Origin of the sequence: Xenorhabdus griffiniae (assembly GCF_037265215.1) — a bacterium.
Classification (GTDB): domain Bacteria; phylum Pseudomonadota; class Gammaproteobacteria; order Enterobacterales; family Enterobacteriaceae; genus Xenorhabdus; species Xenorhabdus griffiniae.
Genome location: NZ_CP147737.1, coordinates 4,101,583 through 4,118,871 on the forward strand (window position 1 = coordinate 4,101,583; position 17,289 = coordinate 4,118,871).

At 45.5% G+C, this 17,289-nt stretch carries 20 protein-coding genes; 12 read left to right on the top strand and 8 right to left on the bottom strand.

Going from position 1 to position 17,289, the window contains the following annotated elements:
* Nucleotides 1-162: 162 nt before the first annotated feature.
* Nucleotides 163-1,290 carry a cell division protein ZapE gene (gene zapE, locus WDV75_RS18670; RefSeq protein WP_273559600.1) on the bottom strand — a complete coding sequence of 376 codons (1,128 nt, stop codon included), beginning with the start codon at nucleotides 1,288-1,290 and terminating at the stop codon, nucleotides 163-165.
* A 544-nt stretch (nucleotides 1,291-1,834) separates the two neighbouring features.
* Between zapE and zapG the strand changes: the two genes are divergently transcribed.
* From zapG to degS, 3 genes are all read left to right on the top strand, one after another.
* Nucleotides 1,835-2,233: a Z-ring associated protein ZapG gene (gene zapG, locus WDV75_RS18675; protein ID WP_189758739.1), complete on the top strand. Its 399-nt coding sequence runs from the start codon at nucleotides 1,835-1,837 to the stop codon at nucleotides 2,231-2,233.
* A gap of 300 nt (nucleotides 2,234-2,533) precedes the next feature.
* A complete protein-coding gene (locus WDV75_RS18680; RefSeq protein ID WP_273559602.1) occupies nucleotides 2,534-3,910 on the top strand; it encodes a Do family serine endopeptidase in 1,377 nt (458 codons plus the stop codon).
* A gap of 193 nt (nucleotides 3,911-4,103) precedes the next feature.
* Entirely contained in the window at nucleotides 4,104-5,165 is a 1,062-nt protein-coding gene (gene degS / locus WDV75_RS18685; protein WP_273559603.1) for an outer membrane-stress sensor serine endopeptidase DegS, read from the top strand.
* Between the two features lie 68 nt (nucleotides 5,166-5,233).
* Here the strand turns inward: degS and murA are convergent, their stop codons facing one another.
* The 7 genes from murA to mlaF form a co-directional block, all read right to left on the bottom strand.
* A complete protein-coding gene (gene murA, locus WDV75_RS18690; RefSeq protein ID WP_273559604.1) occupies nucleotides 5,234-6,496 on the bottom strand; it encodes a UDP-N-acetylglucosamine 1-carboxyvinyltransferase in 1,263 nt (420 codons plus the stop codon).
* Nucleotides 6,497-6,544: 48 nt separating this feature from the next.
* Nucleotides 6,545-6,799, bottom strand: coding sequence for a BolA family iron metabolism protein IbaG (ibaG, locus tag WDV75_RS18695; protein ID WP_074020576.1), 255 nt, complete (start codon nucleotides 6,797-6,799; stop codon nucleotides 6,545-6,547).
* Between the two features lie 136 nt (nucleotides 6,800-6,935).
* The gene (gene mlaB, locus WDV75_RS18700) at nucleotides 6,936-7,289 is read right to left on the bottom strand and encodes a lipid asymmetry maintenance protein MlaB (RefSeq protein ID WP_273559605.1); all 354 of its coding nucleotides are present in this window, start codon (nucleotides 7,287-7,289) and stop codon (nucleotides 6,936-6,938) included.
* A 1-nt stretch (nucleotide 7,290) separates the two neighbouring features.
* The gene (mlaC, locus tag WDV75_RS18705) at nucleotides 7,291-7,920 is read right to left on the bottom strand and encodes a phospholipid-binding protein MlaC (protein WP_273559606.1); all 630 of its coding nucleotides are present in this window, start codon (nucleotides 7,918-7,920) and stop codon (nucleotides 7,291-7,293) included.
* Nucleotides 7,921-7,954: 34 nt separating this feature from the next.
* Nucleotides 7,955-8,458 (bottom strand): outer membrane lipid asymmetry maintenance protein MlaD, encoded by a 504-nt coding sequence (gene mlaD / locus WDV75_RS18710; protein WP_189758743.1) that lies wholly within the window; start codon nucleotides 8,456-8,458, stop codon nucleotides 7,955-7,957.
* Nucleotides 8,459-8,462: 4 nt separating this feature from the next.
* On the bottom strand, nucleotides 8,463-9,245 hold the full coding sequence (gene mlaE / locus WDV75_RS18715; RefSeq protein WP_273559633.1) for a lipid asymmetry maintenance ABC transporter permease subunit MlaE: 783 nt from the start codon (nucleotides 9,243-9,245) through the stop codon (nucleotides 8,463-8,465).
* A gap of 10 nt (nucleotides 9,246-9,255) precedes the next feature.
* Nucleotides 9,256-10,059, bottom strand: a complete 804-nt coding sequence (gene mlaF, locus WDV75_RS18720; protein WP_099130829.1) for a phospholipid ABC transporter ATP-binding protein MlaF — start codon at nucleotides 10,057-10,059, stop codon at nucleotides 9,256-9,258.
* Nucleotides 10,060-10,290: 231 nt separating this feature from the next.
* On the opposite strand from mlaF, the gene WDV75_RS18725 reads away from it, so the two are divergent.
* The 9 genes from WDV75_RS18725 to ptsN all read left to right on the top strand — a co-directional run bounded on the left by WDV75_RS18725 (nucleotide 10,291) and on the right by ptsN (nucleotide 17,251).
* A complete protein-coding gene (locus WDV75_RS18725; protein ID WP_273559607.1) occupies nucleotides 10,291-11,268 on the top strand; it encodes a calcium/sodium antiporter in 978 nt (325 codons plus the stop codon).
* Nucleotides 11,269-11,303: 35 nt separating this feature from the next.
* Nucleotides 11,304-12,272: an arabinose-5-phosphate isomerase KdsD gene (kdsD, locus tag WDV75_RS18730; protein ID WP_189758746.1), complete on the top strand. Its 969-nt coding sequence runs from the start codon at nucleotides 11,304-11,306 to the stop codon at nucleotides 12,270-12,272.
* Between the two features lie 68 nt (nucleotides 12,273-12,340).
* Nucleotides 12,341-12,904 carry a 3-deoxy-manno-octulosonate-8-phosphatase KdsC gene (kdsC, locus tag WDV75_RS18735; RefSeq protein WP_273559608.1) on the top strand — a complete coding sequence of 188 codons (564 nt, stop codon included), beginning with the start codon at nucleotides 12,341-12,343 and terminating at the stop codon, nucleotides 12,902-12,904.
* Nucleotides 12,905-12,922: 18 nt separating this feature from the next.
* Nucleotides 12,923-13,516: an LPS export ABC transporter periplasmic protein LptC gene (gene lptC, locus WDV75_RS18740; RefSeq protein ID WP_273559609.1), complete on the top strand. Its 594-nt coding sequence runs from the start codon at nucleotides 12,923-12,925 to the stop codon at nucleotides 13,514-13,516.
* Nucleotides 13,497-14,045: a lipopolysaccharide ABC transporter substrate-binding protein LptA gene (gene lptA / locus WDV75_RS18745; protein WP_273559610.1), complete on the top strand. Its 549-nt coding sequence runs from the start codon at nucleotides 13,497-13,499 to the stop codon at nucleotides 14,043-14,045. Before lptC ends, lptA begins: the two co-directional genes overlap by 20 nt.
* A gap of 6 nt (nucleotides 14,046-14,051) precedes the next feature.
* A complete protein-coding gene (gene lptB, locus WDV75_RS18750; protein WP_273559611.1) occupies nucleotides 14,052-14,777 on the top strand; it encodes an LPS export ABC transporter ATP-binding protein in 726 nt (241 codons plus the stop codon).
* 69 nt (nucleotides 14,778-14,846) lie between these two features.
* A complete protein-coding gene (rpoN, locus tag WDV75_RS18755) occupies nucleotides 14,847-16,286 on the top strand; it encodes an RNA polymerase factor sigma-54 (protein WP_273559613.1) in 1,440 nt (479 codons plus the stop codon).
* Between the two features lie 39 nt (nucleotides 16,287-16,325).
* Nucleotides 16,326-16,613 carry a ribosome hibernation promoting factor gene (gene hpf, locus WDV75_RS18760; protein WP_189758763.1) on the top strand — a complete coding sequence of 96 codons (288 nt, stop codon included), beginning with the start codon at nucleotides 16,326-16,328 and terminating at the stop codon, nucleotides 16,611-16,613.
* Nucleotides 16,614-16,783: 170 nt separating this feature from the next.
* Nucleotides 16,784-17,251, top strand: coding sequence for a PTS IIA-like nitrogen regulatory protein PtsN (ptsN, locus tag WDV75_RS18765; protein WP_193851264.1), 468 nt, complete (start codon nucleotides 16,784-16,786; stop codon nucleotides 17,249-17,251).
* Nucleotides 17,252-17,289: the final 38 nt, after the last annotated feature.

The following is a 17,289-nucleotide window of genomic DNA, read 5'->3' on the forward strand; positions in this document are numbered from 1 at the left end:
TCATGTCCAGCAAACCTACCCCTTCGAATAGCCTATGCCGGCACTAATGCAAGTTTTTTGGGAAATAAAAAATCCTGCTGTAACGTGGGGTCGCAAGATTATAGAGAACTCATCATAAAAAATCGACCCCAAATTCAATAATTATCCCAAAGGATAAAGGAATCAGGGTAAATGTGGAAGTTTTAAGTATTCCTCACTTTGCATTTCCTGCAAGCGAGACAGGCAACGTTGATATTCAAACGCCAACAACTCCCCCTGATAAATCTGTTCCATCGGCGCGTCGGCATTAATGATAAGTTTTACCTGGCGCTCATAGAATTCATCCACCAGGGCAATGAAACGTCGGGCGGCATTTTCATTTAATGCCGTCATAATCGGCATATCGTGCAACAAAACCGAATGATAAAGCTTTGACAAAGCAATATAGTCCAGCTGGCTACGCGGATCTTCACACAATGTTTTGAAATGGATTGCCAATACCCCATCAACACTACTGATTGCGGGCATATTACGGTGATTGATCTCCAATATTGGATTCGGCTCTCCTTCTCGTCCAGCCAAGCGCTGGAACATATGACGCATCTCCTGTCGATTTTCCTCTGACAATGGCGTCAGATAGAGATGAGCCTGTGTTAATGTCCGTAGGCGATAGTCGATACCGGCATCGACATTCATCACATCACAATATTTTTTGATCAGTTCAATGGCTGGCAGAAATCGTGCGCGCTGCAATCCATTTCGGTATAACTCATCAGGCGGGATATTGGATGTCGCTACCAAGGCAATTCCCCGTGCAAATAAAGCTTCCAGCAAGGTACCGAGGAGCATAGCATCCGTAATATCGGACACAAAAAACTCATCAAAACAGAGTACATCCGTCTGTGCCTTGAAACCATCAGCAATTATCTCTAAAGGATCTTCATGGCCTTGTAACGTTGTTAATTCTTCATGTACCCGTAACATGAAACGGTGGAAATGGAGACGCAGTTTTCGCTCAGTGGGTAAACTTTGGTAAAACATATCCATCAGCCACGTTTTACCACGCCCGACACCGCCCCACATATAAAGTCCCTGAACAGGGTGGAATTGGGCAGAAATTTGCCGACCAAACAACTTACCCAATATGCCTTTCAGTCCACTTGCTTTTGGAATATGGCGCAGTTGAGCATTGATGAGGTCGCGATGAATAAGATCAAGGCGTTCAACCGTCTTGCGCTGTACTTCGTCAGGTTGATACTGCCCCTCAGACAAGGCTGATTGATAGAGAGATGAAGGTGTAATCGGTGACATGAAAATAACAATCCTTAAAGTTTTTTATTCTCAATACGTATATACGCATTAAACTTCAAGTTGCAATTTACAACATGATATGAAACCTGATTTCCCCCGCATCGCGGGGAGAAACCACACGCATCTTGAAGTTAGATTGGTATAATAATTTACCAATAAGAACTATACGCATTAAACTTCAAGCTGCAATTTACAACACGATATGAAACCTGATTTCTCCCCGCTTCGCGGGGAGAAATTACATTCATCTTGAAGTGAGATTGGTATATACCAATGCCCACTACTGTGAATTGAGGGATATGATTTTGCCTACCTACTTTGGGAAATCTGTATAAAATTAATATATTAAATTACAAATAAATGAATTAATTAATAATCAATATTCCACTCTGACTAAATTAACGGTTATAGTGGTCACCATGAACCAAGAGCCTATCCCAATTAGTTGTATATCCTTGCAAACAGAACTGCCTAATGGGATAACGCTCTAAGAACATTGCAGAAACGATATTGCAGAATTAACGCTGTTACTAAAGGAGTTGCCATGACTTGGGAATATGCCCTGATCGGATTAATCATCGGTTTTATCGTCGGCGCACTGGCTGTCCGCTTTGGCAGCTCAAAGCTACGCCAACAAAATACCCTACAGGCTGAATTGGAGAAAAATCGGGCGGAATTGGAAGAATACCGCAAAGAGCTGGTCAGCCATTTCGCCCGTAGTGCTGAATTACTTGACAATATGGCACGCGATTACCGCCAGTTGTATCAACACATGGCGAAAAGTTCCAATGAACTGATGCCCAATATGCCTGTGCAGGATAATCCTTTCAATTATCGTCTAAGCGAATCCGAAACTGAGAAAAATAAAGTGACTGCTAATACGCCGCCACGGGATTATTCTGAGGGTGCATCTGGCCTATTCCGTCCGATTCAAGATAAGTAATTAATGCACTTTGCCGTGGTAATAATCGCTACCACGGCCCCCTTTCATCCCCTCCATCCTATGGAAAGATTTTTGTTTTTTATTTTTGATTCACGTAAATACCTGTAAAGAAACGCATTGAAACGACTTTATTAGTGAACTTTGCTGAATAATTGAGAGTCATAACAACATTGAAACTATGTTGCTTAAGACCTATATAACTCCCAGGAATAAGTGATTTCTCAGGTAGTAACACCTTGACAGGACAGGTCTCTTAAGCACAATTTCCTTTTCTAGCTTAGGTATTAAGAGAACGTATTCATGAAAAGAAAAAATACATTACTCAGCGCACTCGCTATTAGTATCGGATTATCTTTAGCTTCAGTTCCAATGGTAAGTAATGCAGCCTTACCTGCTGTGTCTGCTCAAGAATTACCCAGTCTCGCTCCCATGCTGGAAAAAGTGCTGCCTTCTGTTGTCACTGTTCATGTTTCAGGTACAGAAGTACAAAGCCAGCAGCTCCAGTTACCTGACGATTTTCAGTTCTTCTTCGGACCTGCATTCCCTCCGCAAGAACCAAGAAAACGTCCATTCACTGGATTAGGCTCTGGGGTAATTATTGATGCTAATAAAGGTTATGTCCTGACCAATAGTCATGTCATTAATAATGCAAACAAAATACGCGTTCAATTAAATGATGGCCGTGAATATTCAGCAAAACTCCTTGGACGTGATCCACAGACCGACATCGCTCTTTTACAATTGAAAGATGCCAAAAATCTGACTGCCATCAAGTTCGCTGACTCAGACCAACTGCGCGTCGGAGATTATGCCATTGCCATCGGTAACCCATTTGGCTTGGGGCAAACCGTCACATCTGGGATCATTTCTGCTCTTGGCCGTAGCGGTCTGAATCTGGAAGGTTTGGAAAACTTTATCCAGACCGACGCCCCGATTAACCGCGGTAACTCTGGTGGTGCATTGATTAATCTGAAAGGGGAACTGATCGGTATTAACACTGCTATCCTCGCACCAAGCGGGGGTAACGTCGGTATCGGTTTTGCCATCCCAAGTAATATGGCTAAGGTCCTTTCCGCTCAGCTTATTTCCCACGGCGAAGTCAAACGCGGCATACTCGGTATCAAAGGCACCGAGATGACAGCAGACATTGCCAAAGCACTCAATGTTGAAGCACAGCAAGGGACATTTGTCAGCGAAGTTCTGCCTAAATCGGCCGCAGCTAAAGCCGGTATCAAACCAGGGGATGTCCTAATCTCCTTTGATGGCAAGAAAATTAATAGCTTTGCTGAGCTACGCGCGAAGGTTGGTACAACAGTTCCAGGTAAAGAAGTCACAATTGGTCTGTTGCGCAAAGGGAAACCACTTGAAGTCACCGTTACACTGGATAACAGTGATGGAGAGCCAACGAAAGCAGAAAACTTGAGTATTGCCCTGCAAGGCGCAACCCTGAGTAATGCCGTTGTCAAAAATACCCAAGGCATCAAAGTAGATTCGATTACGCCGAACTCACCTGCTGCAATATCAGGCTTGCAGAAGGATGACTTAATTGTTGGTGCCAACAATGTGCGTGTACGAAATATCAGCGAATTACGTAAAATCACTGAACAGAAGCCAGCCATTATCGCATTGAACGTCTTACGTGGTGACGATAATGTTTATCTCTTACTACGTAATTAATCGATACGCATTAAACTTCAAGTTGCAATTGACAACACGATGTGAAACCTGATCTCTCCCCGTTTCGCGGGATGAGATCACACGCATCTTGAAGTGAGATTGCTATATATCCACCACAGACGCAGTATGATTGCTGCGTCTGTCCACTTCTATGCTATTCTTCTTTCAATCAATTACTAGGCTGAATAATGTCATGCTGATCAAGTTATTGCGCTCTATACTCATAGGCTTATTGATTGCCGCTATTTTGCTGGTCGCTATACCGTCCCTGCGTCCCAGCGGCTTAAAAAATTTCCTGAGCGATAACAACAGCAACGATACAATATCCAGTTTCAGCAAAGCAGTCCGTCGGGCTGCGCCTGCGGTAGTCAATATTTACAGCAGCAGCATGGGCAGTTTTTCCCATGAAAGTCGGGAGCTCCTTCCCTTGGGTTCCGGCGTGATTATGAGTGAACAGGGCTACATTCTCACAAATCGGCATGTTATCAATAAGGCAGCGTCCATTATTGTCGCTTTGCAAGATGGACACTTTTATGAAGCCCTGCTCGTCGGCTCAGATGGTCCAACCGATCTGGCCGTTTTAAAAATCAACGCCACAAACCTGCCTGTGATCCCAATTAATCCTAAACGTGTGGCCCACGTAGGCGATATCGTATTAGCTATCGGCAATCCGTACAATTTGGGACAAACCATTACACAAGGCATTGTCAGTGCAACCGGACGTGTCGGTCTTAGCCCAACGCGTCGCCAGAATTTCCTGCAAACTGATGCATCAATTAACCAAGGCAACTCCGGTGGCGCTTTGGTCAATACGCTGGGAGAATTAGTGGGTATCAATACGTTGACATTCGATAAGTCTGAGTTTGGTTCAACACCAGAAGGATTAGGATTTGCCATTCCAACAAAACTGGCTACAACCATTATGCAGAAATTGATCCGTGATGGCCGAGTTATCAGGGGATATATAGGCATCACCGCCAGAGAATTGCCCTATATTCGCTCATCAGGCAGTAATATCAATCAAATTCAGGGGTTACGCGTTTTCCAAATCGCACCCAATGGCCCTGCTGAAAAAGCGGGGATCAAAGTGGGAGATATCATTACCCGCGTTAATCACCAACCGGCCATATCACCAATGGAAACAATGGACCAAGTCGCGGAAATTCGGCCGGGCAGTGTCGTTCCTGTCACTGTGCTACGCGATGGAACTTCCCTCACATTTAACGTCACAATCGATGAGTTTGATGGCTACTAATCTTTTCTTTCTCGCCCACTCTTTTTTCACCGACAACGTGGCGGGCGAGAAAGAATATTTAATTCCGTTTAGCCAATTGTCTTAATGCGTTCAATATTTGCCCCAAGACCACGCAGCTTATCTTCAATATGTTCGTAACCGCGGTCAATATGATAAATACGGTCCACGACGGTCGTTCCTTCGGCAATGCAACCCGCTAATACTAAACTCGCAGAAGCACGCAAATCCGTTGCCATTACCTGAGCGCCAGACAATTTGTCAACACCATGACACAGCACGGTATTGCTCTCAATTTCAGCCCGCGCACCCATACGAATCAGTTCAGGAATATGCATGAAGCGATTTTCAAAAATGGTTTCGGTGATCATACCTGCACCATCCGCAACCATATTCAACAGGCTAAATTGCGCCTGCATATCAGTTGGGAAACCTGGATGCGGTGCCGTGCGGAATGTCACTGATTTCGGCCGTTGACCATGCATATCAAGGCTAACCCAATCCTCTCCCACGTTGATATCCGCCCCGGCTTCACGCAGTTTGGCTAAAACAGCATCCAAGGTATCAGGTTTCGCATGACGGCAAACCACCTTACCACGCGAAACCGCCGCAGCGACCAGGAAGGTGCCAGTTTCGATACGATCAGGCAGTATACGATGAACCCCTCCGCCCAAACGCTCAACGCCTTCAATCACAATGCGATCGGTGCCTGCACCTTTGATTTTGGCTCCCAGCATATTGAGAAAATTAGCCGTATCTTCAATTTCAGGTTCGCGTGCAGCGTTTTCAATGACAGTGGTGCCTTCTGCCAAGGTTGCCGCGGTCATAATCGTAACCGTTGCTCCAACACTGACTTTATCCATCACAATGCTGGCACCTTTCAAACGTCCATCCACAGTGGCTCTGACATACCCTTCATCCAGCACGATTTTCGCACCAAGTTGCTCCAGGCCAGAAATATGAAGATCAACAGGACGCGCTCCAATGGCACAACCGCCTGGCAAAGAGACTTGCCCCTGACCGAAACGCGCTACCAACGGCCCCAATGCCCAGATGGACGCTCGCATGGTTTTAACCAGTTCATAAGGGGCGCAATATTCATTGACTCCACTCGCATCAATAAAAACAGAACCATTACGTTCCACTTTTGTCCCCAAACGATTAAGCAATTTGATCGTGGTATCAATATCTCTCAATTCAGGCACATTCTGTAATTCAACCGGCTCTTCTGCCAGTAACGCTGCGAACATAATTGGTAAGGCGGCATTTTTTGCCCCGGAAATGGTCACCTCTCCCGACAGGCAGGTAGGCCCTTTCACACGAAATTTATCCATCTGTCACGATTCTCTTATTTAATTCAAAATGCGCTGTTCGAAACAGCCTTAAAGTCCCTGAAGCTTACGGTCACGCTGCCACTGTGCCGGTGTATAGGCTTTGATTGACAACGCGTGAATGCGGTTATCAGCGATATATTCCATCAAAGGAGCATAAACAGCCTGCTGTTGTTTAACTCGGCTCAGGCCATCAAAAAATGCGCCAACGGCAATAACCTGAAAATGGCTGCCATCACCGCTGACGATGACTTCATCAAGTGCCAATTTTTCCATCAGCACTTTTTTAATTTCATTCGTATCCATAGTTCTGCTCACACTTGTCTTTAGAAAATAATAATAGTAAATGCCTATCCTAATGGAATACAGGCAACTCTTAAACCAAGAAAAACGCCCCTGTAAGTTGATGGCTTACAAGGGCGCTGATGATCAAAAAAAGGAATTACGTCTTGGGCTGACTATCATCAAGAAGAGCTTGCAGGCCATATAGCGTTACCAACGTGTTCAACTGTTCCCCTATACCTGACAAGGTCAGTGCCTTGCCACGTTTCTGGCATTCTCCTTTAAATTGGACAAACAGAGCCAACCCCGTAGAATCCACACGGCTTAACTGGGAGACATCAATATTGTCAATGCCCGCCAGAACCTGCTCTTTTTGTTGCCAAAGGGGTAACAAACTATCACGATCCAATGTGCCTTGCAGAAACAATGTATTACCGGCCTTTTCCCAGCTAACCGTTCCCTGATTGACGTTTTCGTTAATCATCATAGCGTTATCAACCGTCGCTTTTTCCATATCACTTTTTCTTTTCTAAAGTGATCGGTGCTTTTGCACTGATGGCTAATTGTTCAGTCAAGCCATCAATACCTTTCTGACGCAGGATATCCGCCCATTCGTTCTGCTTGGTCGTGATCATACTCACGCCTTCTGCAATCATATCGTAAGCCTGCCAATAACCGGTCTTACTGTTTTTACGCCATTGGAAATCTAAACGAACTGGCGGCTGCCCGTTAGGATCGGTGATCGTGACACGAATAGCCACTATCGTCTTATCACCCAACGGCTGTTCTGGGGCAATCTGATAATCTTGTCCGTGATACATCGCCAAAGCCTGGCCATATGCCTGTTCCAGATAGGATTCAAACGCCTTGAAATAAGCATCACGCTGCTCCGGTGTCGCTTGTTTGTAGTAAGGCCCCAGAACCAGTGCTCCTGCATATTTTATCTGTACATAAGGCAGCAATTCTTGACGCACAATCTGGCGCAAGATGTCTGGATTGGCCTGAATCTGTGGTTGATCACTCTTCAAACGGCTAAACGTTTTTGCCGCCGCATCTTTCATCAATGCGTAAGGGTTAGTTTGATCTGTAGCGCTGGCCAATGGTGCAACCACCAGCAACGCAATCATAAGTAATTGCTTAAACATAAGTGTTATTTCTCCTGAGCAGTGGGCTGCTAACTTAGTGTGCTTGTTCCGGTGATTTTTCCTGACTTCCGCTACTACTCTTATACAGGAACTGACCAATCAAATCTTCAAGTACCATTGCAGGCTTGGTATCTTCAATACGATCGCCATCTTTCAACATGGCAGTGCCTAAATCAGGATCATCAAACCCAATATTGAGGGCAACATATTGTTCCCCCAGTAACCCTGAAGTTCGGATAGAAAGCGAACTGGTATTGGGAATATTGTCGTATTGCGTGAAAATATCCAATTCAACTTGCGGCGTATACGTTTTGTGATCCAACCAGATTTTCTCCACGCGACCAACAACAACTCCGCCAACTTTCACCGGTGAACGTACTTTCAGGCCACCAATATTGTCAAATGCGGCATATACACGATAAGTTGGCTGACTGCCGAAAGATCGGATATCTGCAACTTTGAGGCATAAAAATATGATTGCGGCCAGCGCAATCAAGACAAAAGCTCCCACCCAAATTTCATTTTTCTTGCTTTGCATCGACTTAGTTCCCAAACATCAGTGCTGTCAGCACAAAATCCAAACCTAATACCGCCAACGACGCATGAACTACCGTGCGCGTCGTCGCCCTGCTGATCCCTTCCGATGTTGGGATAGCGTCATAACCATTGAACAGTGCAATCCAGGTTACCGTAATAGCAAAAACGACACTCTTGAGAAAACAGTTGAGCAGATCTTTTTGCCATTCCACCGCAGATTGCATAGATGACCAGAAGAAGCCACCATCAATGCCTTTCCAATCCACACCCACTATTGCACCGCCTAAGATCCCCACAGCAACAAAGATCAAGGAAAGCAAGGGCATACTGATAAAACCAGCCCAAAAACGCGGGGCAATAACACGGCGCAGCGGATCAACCGCCATCATTTCCAGACTGGAAATCTGTTCAGTCGTTTTCATCAAACCAATTTCTGCGGTCAACGCTGAGCCAGCTCGCCCTGCAAACAGTAATGCCGTCACCACAGGCCCCAATTCACGCAGCAGTGATAACGCCACCATCATGCCAAGGCTGCCTTCCGCACTAAATGTGGTCAACACCAGATAGCCCTGCAAGGCCAACACCATGCCAATAAACAGCCCTGAAACCACGATGATCAAAAGAGATTGAACACCTACGCTATACAGTTGCTGACGCAATAGTGTCCATTGTTTGGCAGTTTCTGGCTTACCAATGATTGCATTAAACAGCATAAAGCCCGCACGACCGAATGAAGCCGTAACCTCAATCGTACGTCGGCCCATTGCTGCTAATGCCCGTGTTAACATTAACATTCCATCATCCTAATAACTCAGTTTTGTAATCCCCAGCAGGGAAACGGAAAGGCACAGGCCCATCAGCGATACCATCAAGAAACTGCCGTACCCGTTGATCCTGATTCATTCTCAGTTGATCTGGAGTACCTTCTGCGATCACTTTCTTCTCAGCCACGATATAAGCATAATCGGCAATACTCAGCACTTCAGGCACATCGTGGGAAACCACGACACACGTGACACCAAGTGCATGATTTAGCTCATCAATCAGCTTCACCAAAACGCCCATCGTGATGGGATCTTGACCGACAAAAGGTTCATCAAACATGATCAAGTCGGGATCGAGTGCAATCGCCCTTGCTAATGCTGCTCGCCTTGCCATACCGCCAGAGAGTTCCGATGGCATCAAGTGCGCAGCGCCACGCAACCCTACCGCTTCCAGCTTCATCATCACGGTTGTGTGAATCAATGCTTCTGGCAGTTGGGTATGCTCACGCAAGGGAAAAGCCACATTGTCAAAAACATTCAGATCAGTGAACAAGGCACCAGACTGAAATAACATGCTCATTTTTTTGCGGGCAGCATACAGGCGTGGACGGGACAATGCCGGAATATTATCACCATCAAACCAAATTTCACCGCGCTCAGGGCGAATTTGCCCCCCGATCAGACGCAGCAACGTGGTTTTTCCGATACCAGAAGGTCCCATAATGGCGGTAATTTTTCCTTTCGGAACGGTCAGATTAATATCAGCAAAAATCGGGCGTTGGCCTCGGGTGAAATGCATTCCGCAGATCTCAATAAGATTTGCTGTTTGTTGACTCATTGTTGATAGCCCCTAACCGTTAATAGAACTGTATTCATGACTGTATTTAAATAATTAATCATGCATACTACAAAAAATTGCCCAATTTTGCGTTAGCAAAGTTGTGACAAATTTTACTTTTTATCGCTTGATCGTCAGAATGTATAAGTCTAGCTGAATAAACATTCCATGTTTAAAAATCAACCATTATTAGCATTATGCTCGGAATAAAACTTATTTAAGGGACACTCCATGTTTCTGACAATTGTACTGCTCATTACCGGGTTGATTTTACTGGTGTATGGTTCCGATAGATTAGTTTATGGTGCGGCTGTTTTTGCCCGCGCCATGAAAATTCCCCCTTTTATTGTCGGCCTGGTTATTATGGGAATAGGAACCTCGCTGCCAGAACTGATGGTCTCTGTCACAGCAATTTTAGACGGACAGCCAGACATGGCCATAGGCAATGCCATCGGCTCCAATATTACTAACCTGTTGCTCATTGCGGGAGCAGCAGCTTTCATTCGTCCAATCAGGGTAAAGTCAGAAATTCTGCGACAAGAAGTTCCCCTAATGTTGGCGATCACGGCATTTGCAGGGTATTTGCTATCCAATGGCTACCTGAGCCGGCTGGATGGTATTCTTTTAGTGCTTTCAGCCCTCTTCTTTATCTCCCTAATGATAAAGATGACCGCTTTTTCTCAACACAATAGGGCTGATAGCTATACCCAGGAACGAGATGCCGAATTGCCGCTCGAAGGCAACAAAGGAATTGCACTACTTTGGGTGGTTCTGGGGTTAATGATTCTTCCCATTTCTACCCGCATGGTGATTGATAATGCAACCGTCATTGCACGTATTTATGGTGTCAGCGAACTGGTGATTGGCCTGACAATGCTTGCCGTGGGAACCAGTTTACCTGAGCTTGCCACTGCTATTGCTGCGGCCATAAAAGGTGAGAACGACATGGCAATGGGCAATATTGTTGGCTCGAACGTATTCAATGCCACTCTTGTCTTGGGTATCCCCGCCATACTTTCCCCTAGTGCCTTTTCACCTCAAGCATTTTCCCGAGATTTTTGGGTCATGATGGCAGCGAGTATACTATTCACGGTATTTTGTCTGGGAAAAAAGCATCGATTGAACCGATTGAACGGCATCTTGCTACTGGGCTGTTTTATCGCTTATTTTGTCGTACTTTTTGTTTCTAATTATTACGGTACTGAGTAATTGCCGATTGAATGGGAAAAGAGTGGGAAGTAAAAATGCCTAAAATCGATTTTCAGCAAGCAGGTAAGCAAGTATTACATATTGAACTTGAAGGGCTGGTTGGCCTGGAACAATACATTAATGACGATTTCAGCCAAGCCTGTGAACTCATGTTTAGTTGTGAAGGAAAAGTCATTGTGATGGGGATGGGCAAATCTGGTCATATTGGGCGAAAAATCGCTGCGACATTTGCCAGCACCGGTACACCTTCGTTCTTTGTCCATCCTGGCGAAGCCAGCCATGGCGATCTCGGCATGGTAACCGCAAAAGATATCGTGCTGGCAATTTCCAATTCTGGTGAATCAAATGAAATTCTGGCATTAATTCCTGTACTCAAGCGACAAAAAGTCCCGCTCATCTGCATGACAAATAATCGCAACAGCAACATGGGCAAAGCCGCAGACATCCACTTGTGCATCAAAGTTCCACAAGAAGCCTGTCCATTGGGATTAGCCCCTACCACCAGCACTACCGCCACACTCGTCATGGGTGATGCATTAGCCCTTGCACTCTTGCAAGCGCGTGGCTTTACTGCTGAAGACTTCGCCCTTTCCCATCCAGGTGGAGCACTCGGACGCAAACTTCTGCTGTTGACCAGTGATTTAATGACCACCGGTGGTGATATTCCCCGTGTTCCCCGCACAGCGACTCTGCGTGAAGCGTTGGTGGAAATCACCCGCAAAAAATTGGGCATGACGGTTATTTGTGATGATGACATGCAGATCTGTGGTATTTTTACCGATGGCGATTTACGCCGTGTTTTCGATATGGGCATTGATTTAAACAATGCAAAAATCTCTGATGTCATGACTGCCGGCGGCATTCGTATTAAACCCAATGCACTGGCAGTTGATGCCTTAAATCTGATGCAATCACGCCATATTACCTCACTATTGGTCACAGAAGGTGACAAATTACTTGGTGTGCTACACATGCACGATCTTTTGCAGGCCGGTGTTGTGTAGGCCGGTCTTCTATAAAACAAGTAAACTGATACAAACAAGCATGATATAAATCTTAAGAGAATTTCTTAATGAGTCAAAAAGCGTACCTGGACACCTGTTATGGCCCAGTTAATAAAACAATTATCGAAAAAGCCCATCGAATCCGTTTGCTGATTTGTGATGTTGATGGCGTGATGTCTGATGGGCTTATCTACATGGGCAATGAAGGCGAAGAGCTGAAAGCCTTTAACGTTCGTGATGGTTATGGCATCCGTTGTTTAATCACCTCCGGTATTGAAGTTGCCATCATTACTGGCCGCAAAGCAAAACTGCTGGAAAATCGGGCAAAAACACTCGGCATTACACATCTTTACCAAGGACAAAACGATAAGGTTTTGGCGTATAAGGAACTGTTGGATAAACTAGCGTTGCAGCCAGAGCAAGTCGCCTATATTGGCGATGACCTTATTGACTGGCCTGTCATGGCACAAGTTGGTTTATCCGTTGCAGTTGCTGATGCCCATCCTTTACTGTTGCCAAAAGCAGATTATGTGACTCAGATTGCCGGCGGACGCGGTGCAGTCAGGGAACTTTGTGATTTGGTGCTCTTCGCTCAGAACAAGCTCGAAGATGCCAAAGGGTTATCCATATAAATTAAAATTGAAAAAAGAATGAGCAAAATTCAATCCTGGCTGATCGCAATACTGGCACTGATCGCGCTTGCGCTGATTGGCTGGAATTTCTCGAATGTCAATGATGATGCCTCATCAGCCATTGTGGATGATGGTTATCCGACTTACCAAACACAGGAAGCCATTACTTTTGTCTATGATCCGGAAGGTAAGTTGACTTACAAGCTGGTTGCTGACGATGTTAAAAACTATACGGAAACCAAATTGACCTGGTTTACCAACCCCGTATTGACAACATTTGCCCCCAATAGCCTCCCTGGCACCCCGATAGCGACATGGACAGTGCGTGCTAACAAAGCCAAACTGACCAAAGATAAAATGCTTTATCTGTACGGGGATGTCCAAGTGGATAGCCTGAACGATGCGTCACAATTGCAGCGGATCACAACAGATAATGCGATCGTCAATCTGACAACCCAAGATGTCGCATCCGATGACCGAGTCACGCTTATTGGTGTCGGTCTGAAATCTGTTGGCATGAAAATGCGCGGCAATCTGCGAAACAAAACTGCTGAACTGATTGAAAAGGTGACCACTCAATATGAGATTCCACATGAACAACCTAATCCGTAATTCCGTTATTGCCAGTACACTTTTTGCCGTCAGCCTGCCCGTACTGGCCTTAAAAGATGATACAAAAAAACCCATTACTATCGACTCAGCAAGACAGTCATTAGATTTAACGGGAAACATTGCCACCTTTACGGATAATGTCACCGTAAAGCAAGGTTCGATCGACATTCATGCAGATAAGGTCGTTGTTACCCGCCCGGATGGGAATTCTGACAAGACAGTGATTGAAGCATTCGGTAATCCTGCCACTTTTTACCAATTACAAGATGATGGTAAGCCCATCAAAGGTCATGCATCAAAGATGCGCTATGAGATGGATAGAGAGCTGGTCACCCTGACAGGGAACGCCTATCTTGAACAGCTAGACAGCAATATCAAAGGCGATAAAATCACTTATCTGGTACCAACACAACAAATGGAAGCATTTAGTGATAAAGGTAAACATGTCACCACCGTCCTGTTACCTGCCCAGCTACAAGAAAAAGGCCCTGGTATTAACGGTGCTGACGCTCAGAAAAAGGGTAAATAACGACTGATGGCAATATTAAACGCAGAAAATCTGGCGAAAGCCTATAAAGGCCGTAAGGTCGTTGAGAACGTCAGCCTAAATGTGAAATCAGGGGAGATTGTTGGCTTGCTTGGCCCCAATGGAGCGGGCAAAACCACGACTTTCTATATGGTAGTCGGCATTGTTCCACGTGATGCTGGCTCTATCACCATTGATGAAGAAGATATCAGCCTGCTGCCCCTGCATGAACGTGCACGCCGTGGAATAGGTTACTTACCTCAGGAAGCTTCCATCTTCCGTCGTTTGAGTGTATTCGACAATTTGATGGCAGTACTGGAGATCCGCAAGGATCTGACCCAAGAGCAGAGAAAAGTGCGTGCCGAAGAGTTGATGGAAGAATTTCACATCTCTCACCTGCGTGATAACCTTGGCCAATCACTTTCCGGTGGTGAGCGCCGTCGGGTGGAGATTGCCCGTGCATTGGCTGCCAATCCCAAATTCATTCTGTTGGATGAGCCTTTTGCCGGCGTTGATCCCATTTCCGTACTGGATATTAAAAAGATCATTCAACATCTGCGGGATTACGGGTTGGGTGTACTGATTACTGACCACAATGTGCGTGAAACACTGGATGTCTGTGTACGTGCCTATATCGTCAGCCAAGGCCATTTGATTGCCCACGGTACGCCGAATGACATCCTGAATAACGAGCAAGTCAAACGCGTCTATTTGGGTGAAGGTTTCCGCCTTTAACTTTTATCCTTCTGTCAGGCGCGATTCAAGGAACTCTTCAAGCTAGGTTAAGGAGAAAGTGGTAACGCTATGAAGCAAAGTTTGCAACTCAGGCTCAGTCAGCAATTGACGATGACGCCACAACTCCAGCAAGCCATCCGTTTGTTGCAACTGTCTACGCTTGAACTTCAGCAAGAGATCCAGCAAGCATTGGAAACCAACCCACTGCTTGAGCAAGATGATCTGCATCAGGAAGTGGAGAACCTGGCCCTTTCTGATGCCGACACTGAAGTCATGGATACCCGTGAAGCACTTGAACAGAGGGATATGCCTGAAGAGCTACCGTTAGATGCCAGTTGGGATGAAATTTACACCGCTGGCACGCCTTCAGGAACTCACAGTGATTATAGCGCTGATGATTTCCCCGTATATCAGGGAGAAACCACCCAAACTTTGCAAGATTACCTCATGTGGCAGGCAGGATTAACGCCATTTACCGAAACGGACGCTGCCATTGCCACTTCAATCATTGACGCCATTGATGACACCGGATATCTGACCATTTCTATCGAAGAGATCCTTGCCAGTATTGGTGATGATGAACTGACTTTGGCAGAGGTCGAAACCGTTCTCAAACGCATACAACATTTTGATCCGATTGGCGTTGCTGCCCGTGACTTACGCGAATGCTTGCTTATCCAGCTTGCAATGCTGCCGCCAAAGACGCCCTATCTGAATGATGCCAAACTTATTGTCAGTAACTACCTGGCACTACTGGGTAATCGAGACTTCCGTAATTTATTACGTCAGAGCAAATTAAAAGAGAGTACCCTGAAGGGGGCAATTGATATCATCCAATCACTGGAACCAAAACCTGGCCTGGTAGTCAATACTGGTGAATCCGAGTATGTTATTCCCGATGTATTGGCACAGAGAGAAAATGGACGCTGGCAAGTCAGGCTAAATACCGATAGCATCCCTCGTCTGCGCATCAACCAACACTACGCAGCACTGGGACAACGGGCCAACAATGAGAGTGACAGCCTGTTCATACGCAATAACTTGCAAGAGGCCAAATGGCTGCTCAAGAGCCTCGAAAGCCGTAATGAAACATTGCTGAAAGTCGCCCGCTGTATTGTTGAACGACAACAAGACTTTTTTGAATATGGTGAGGAACACATGAAACCACTGGTATTGGCTGATATCGCCTATCAGATTGACATGCATGAGTCCACCATTTCCCGCGTGACAACCCAGAAATACCTGTATAGCCCACGAGGGATTTTTGAACTTAAGTATTTTTTCTCCAGTCACGTCAACACCGACAGTGGTGGTGAAGCTTCTTCTACCGCGATACGTGCTCTGGTGAAAAAACTGGTCGCGGCAGAGAATCCGGCTAAGCCACTGAGTGACAGTAAATTGACCAGCATACTCGCTGAGCAAGGTATTCAAGTGGCTCGCCGGACTGTCGCAAAATATAGAGAGTCGTTATCCATCCCGCCTTCAAACCAACGTAAAAAATTGGTTTGAACAACACAGAGAAGGAAAACACCTATGCAACTCAAAACCATGCAACTCAATGTTACAGGCCACAATATTGAAATTACCGATGCACTTCGCAACATTGTGAACACCAAATGCGGCAAATTGAATCAATACTTCGATAAAATTAACCTCATTCAGGTCATCCTCCGGGTGGAAAAGGTGCAACGGATCGCCGAAGCTACAGTGTATGTTAATGGAGGTGAGTTGCATGCAAGCTCAGAACATGAAGACATGTATGCGGCAATTGATGTACTGGTAGATAAGCTAGCGCGTCAATTGACCAAACACAAAAGTAAATTGAGACAACATTAATCGCTTTTAGGCAACGGGGCTGTCATAAAATTATCACTGTTCTATCTATAACACCGTCTATAACGCCCTGTACTTAGTGCGATCTGTAGATCGGTTTTAGAGCGGCAGTGCATTAATACCGGATGCCTTATCAGGCATCTGGTATAACAAGGCCCTAAGTGAATAAAGAAATGAACAACGAAACAGATTTACCACTAAGCTCTGTGCTTTCACCCGCATGTACACGCAACAACGTACCTTGTTCGAGTAAAAAGCGCGCCTTAGAGATTATCAGTGAGCTGGCATCAAAACAGCTTGAAGTGCCGGAAAATGCCGTCTTCGAGGCTATTCTTTCGCGCGAAAAAGTCGGTACAACAGGAATTGGCAACGGGATTGCAATCCCTCACGGCAAATTGGATAAAGAGTGTTCGGATAATGCCGTAGGGGTATTTTTACACCTGGAACAACCCATTACCTTTGACGCCATCGATAATCAACCTGTTGACTTGCTGTTTGCTTTATTGGTGCCGTCAGACCAATGTCAGACTCATTTACACTCACTATCATTGATTGCAAAGCGCCTTGCAGATAAAAATCTCTGCCGTCGCCTGCGCTCAGCGCAGAGTGATGAAGAACTGTATAAAATTATTACTGAATAAATAGCGATTATAATTATAAACATTTAGGGGGAGTCGCC

Bases quoted from the DNA above. Each gene is read 5' to 3' on its own strand.
- zapE (WP_273559600.1), bottom strand. From the start codon at position 1,290: ATGTCACCGATTACACCTTCATCTCTCTATCAATCAGCCTTGTCTGAG.
- zapG (WP_189758739.1), top strand. From the start codon at position 1,835: ATGACTTGGGAATATGCCCTGATCGGATTAATCATCGGTTTTATCGTC.
- WDV75_RS18680 (WP_273559602.1), top strand. From the start codon at position 2,534: ATGAAAAGAAAAAATACATTACTCAGCGCACTCGCTATTAGTATCGGA.
- degS (WP_273559603.1), top strand. From the start codon at position 4,104: ATGCTGATCAAGTTATTGCGCTCTATACTCATAGGCTTATTGATTGCC.
- murA (WP_273559604.1), bottom strand. From the start codon at position 6,496: ATGGATAAATTTCGTGTGAAAGGGCCTACCTGCCTGTCGGGAGAGGTG.
- ibaG (WP_074020576.1), bottom strand. From the start codon at position 6,799: ATGGATACGAATGAAATTAAAAAAGTGCTGATGGAAAAATTGGCACTT.
- mlaB (WP_273559605.1), bottom strand. From the start codon at position 7,289: ATGGAAAAAGCGACGGTTGATAACGCTATGATGATTAACGAAAACGTC.
- mlaC (WP_273559606.1), bottom strand. From the start codon at position 7,920: ATGTTTAAGCAATTACTTATGATTGCGTTGCTGGTGGTTGCACCATTG.
- mlaD (WP_189758743.1), bottom strand. From the start codon at position 8,458: ATGCAAAGCAAGAAAAATGAAATTTGGGTGGGAGCTTTTGTCTTGATT.
- mlaE (WP_273559633.1), bottom strand. From the start codon at position 9,245: ATGTTAACACGGGCATTAGCAGCAATGGGCCGACGTACGATTGAGGTT.
- mlaF (WP_099130829.1), bottom strand. From the start codon at position 10,059: ATGAGTCAACAAACAGCAAATCTTATTGAGATCTGCGGAATGCATTTC.
- WDV75_RS18725 (WP_273559607.1), top strand. From the start codon at position 10,291: ATGTTTCTGACAATTGTACTGCTCATTACCGGGTTGATTTTACTGGTG.
- kdsD (WP_189758746.1), top strand. From the start codon at position 11,304: ATGCCTAAAATCGATTTTCAGCAAGCAGGTAAGCAAGTATTACATATT.
- kdsC (WP_273559608.1), top strand. From the start codon at position 12,341: ATGAGTCAAAAAGCGTACCTGGACACCTGTTATGGCCCAGTTAATAAA.
- lptC (WP_273559609.1), top strand. From the start codon at position 12,923: ATGAGCAAAATTCAATCCTGGCTGATCGCAATACTGGCACTGATCGCG.
- lptA (WP_273559610.1), top strand. From the start codon at position 13,497: ATGAACAACCTAATCCGTAATTCCGTTATTGCCAGTACACTTTTTGCC.
- lptB (WP_273559611.1), top strand. From the start codon at position 14,052: ATGGCAATATTAAACGCAGAAAATCTGGCGAAAGCCTATAAAGGCCGT.
- rpoN (WP_273559613.1), top strand. From the start codon at position 14,847: ATGAAGCAAAGTTTGCAACTCAGGCTCAGTCAGCAATTGACGATGACG.
- hpf (WP_189758763.1), top strand. From the start codon at position 16,326: ATGCAACTCAATGTTACAGGCCACAATATTGAAATTACCGATGCACTT.
- ptsN (WP_193851264.1), top strand. From the start codon at position 16,784: ATGAACAACGAAACAGATTTACCACTAAGCTCTGTGCTTTCACCCGCA.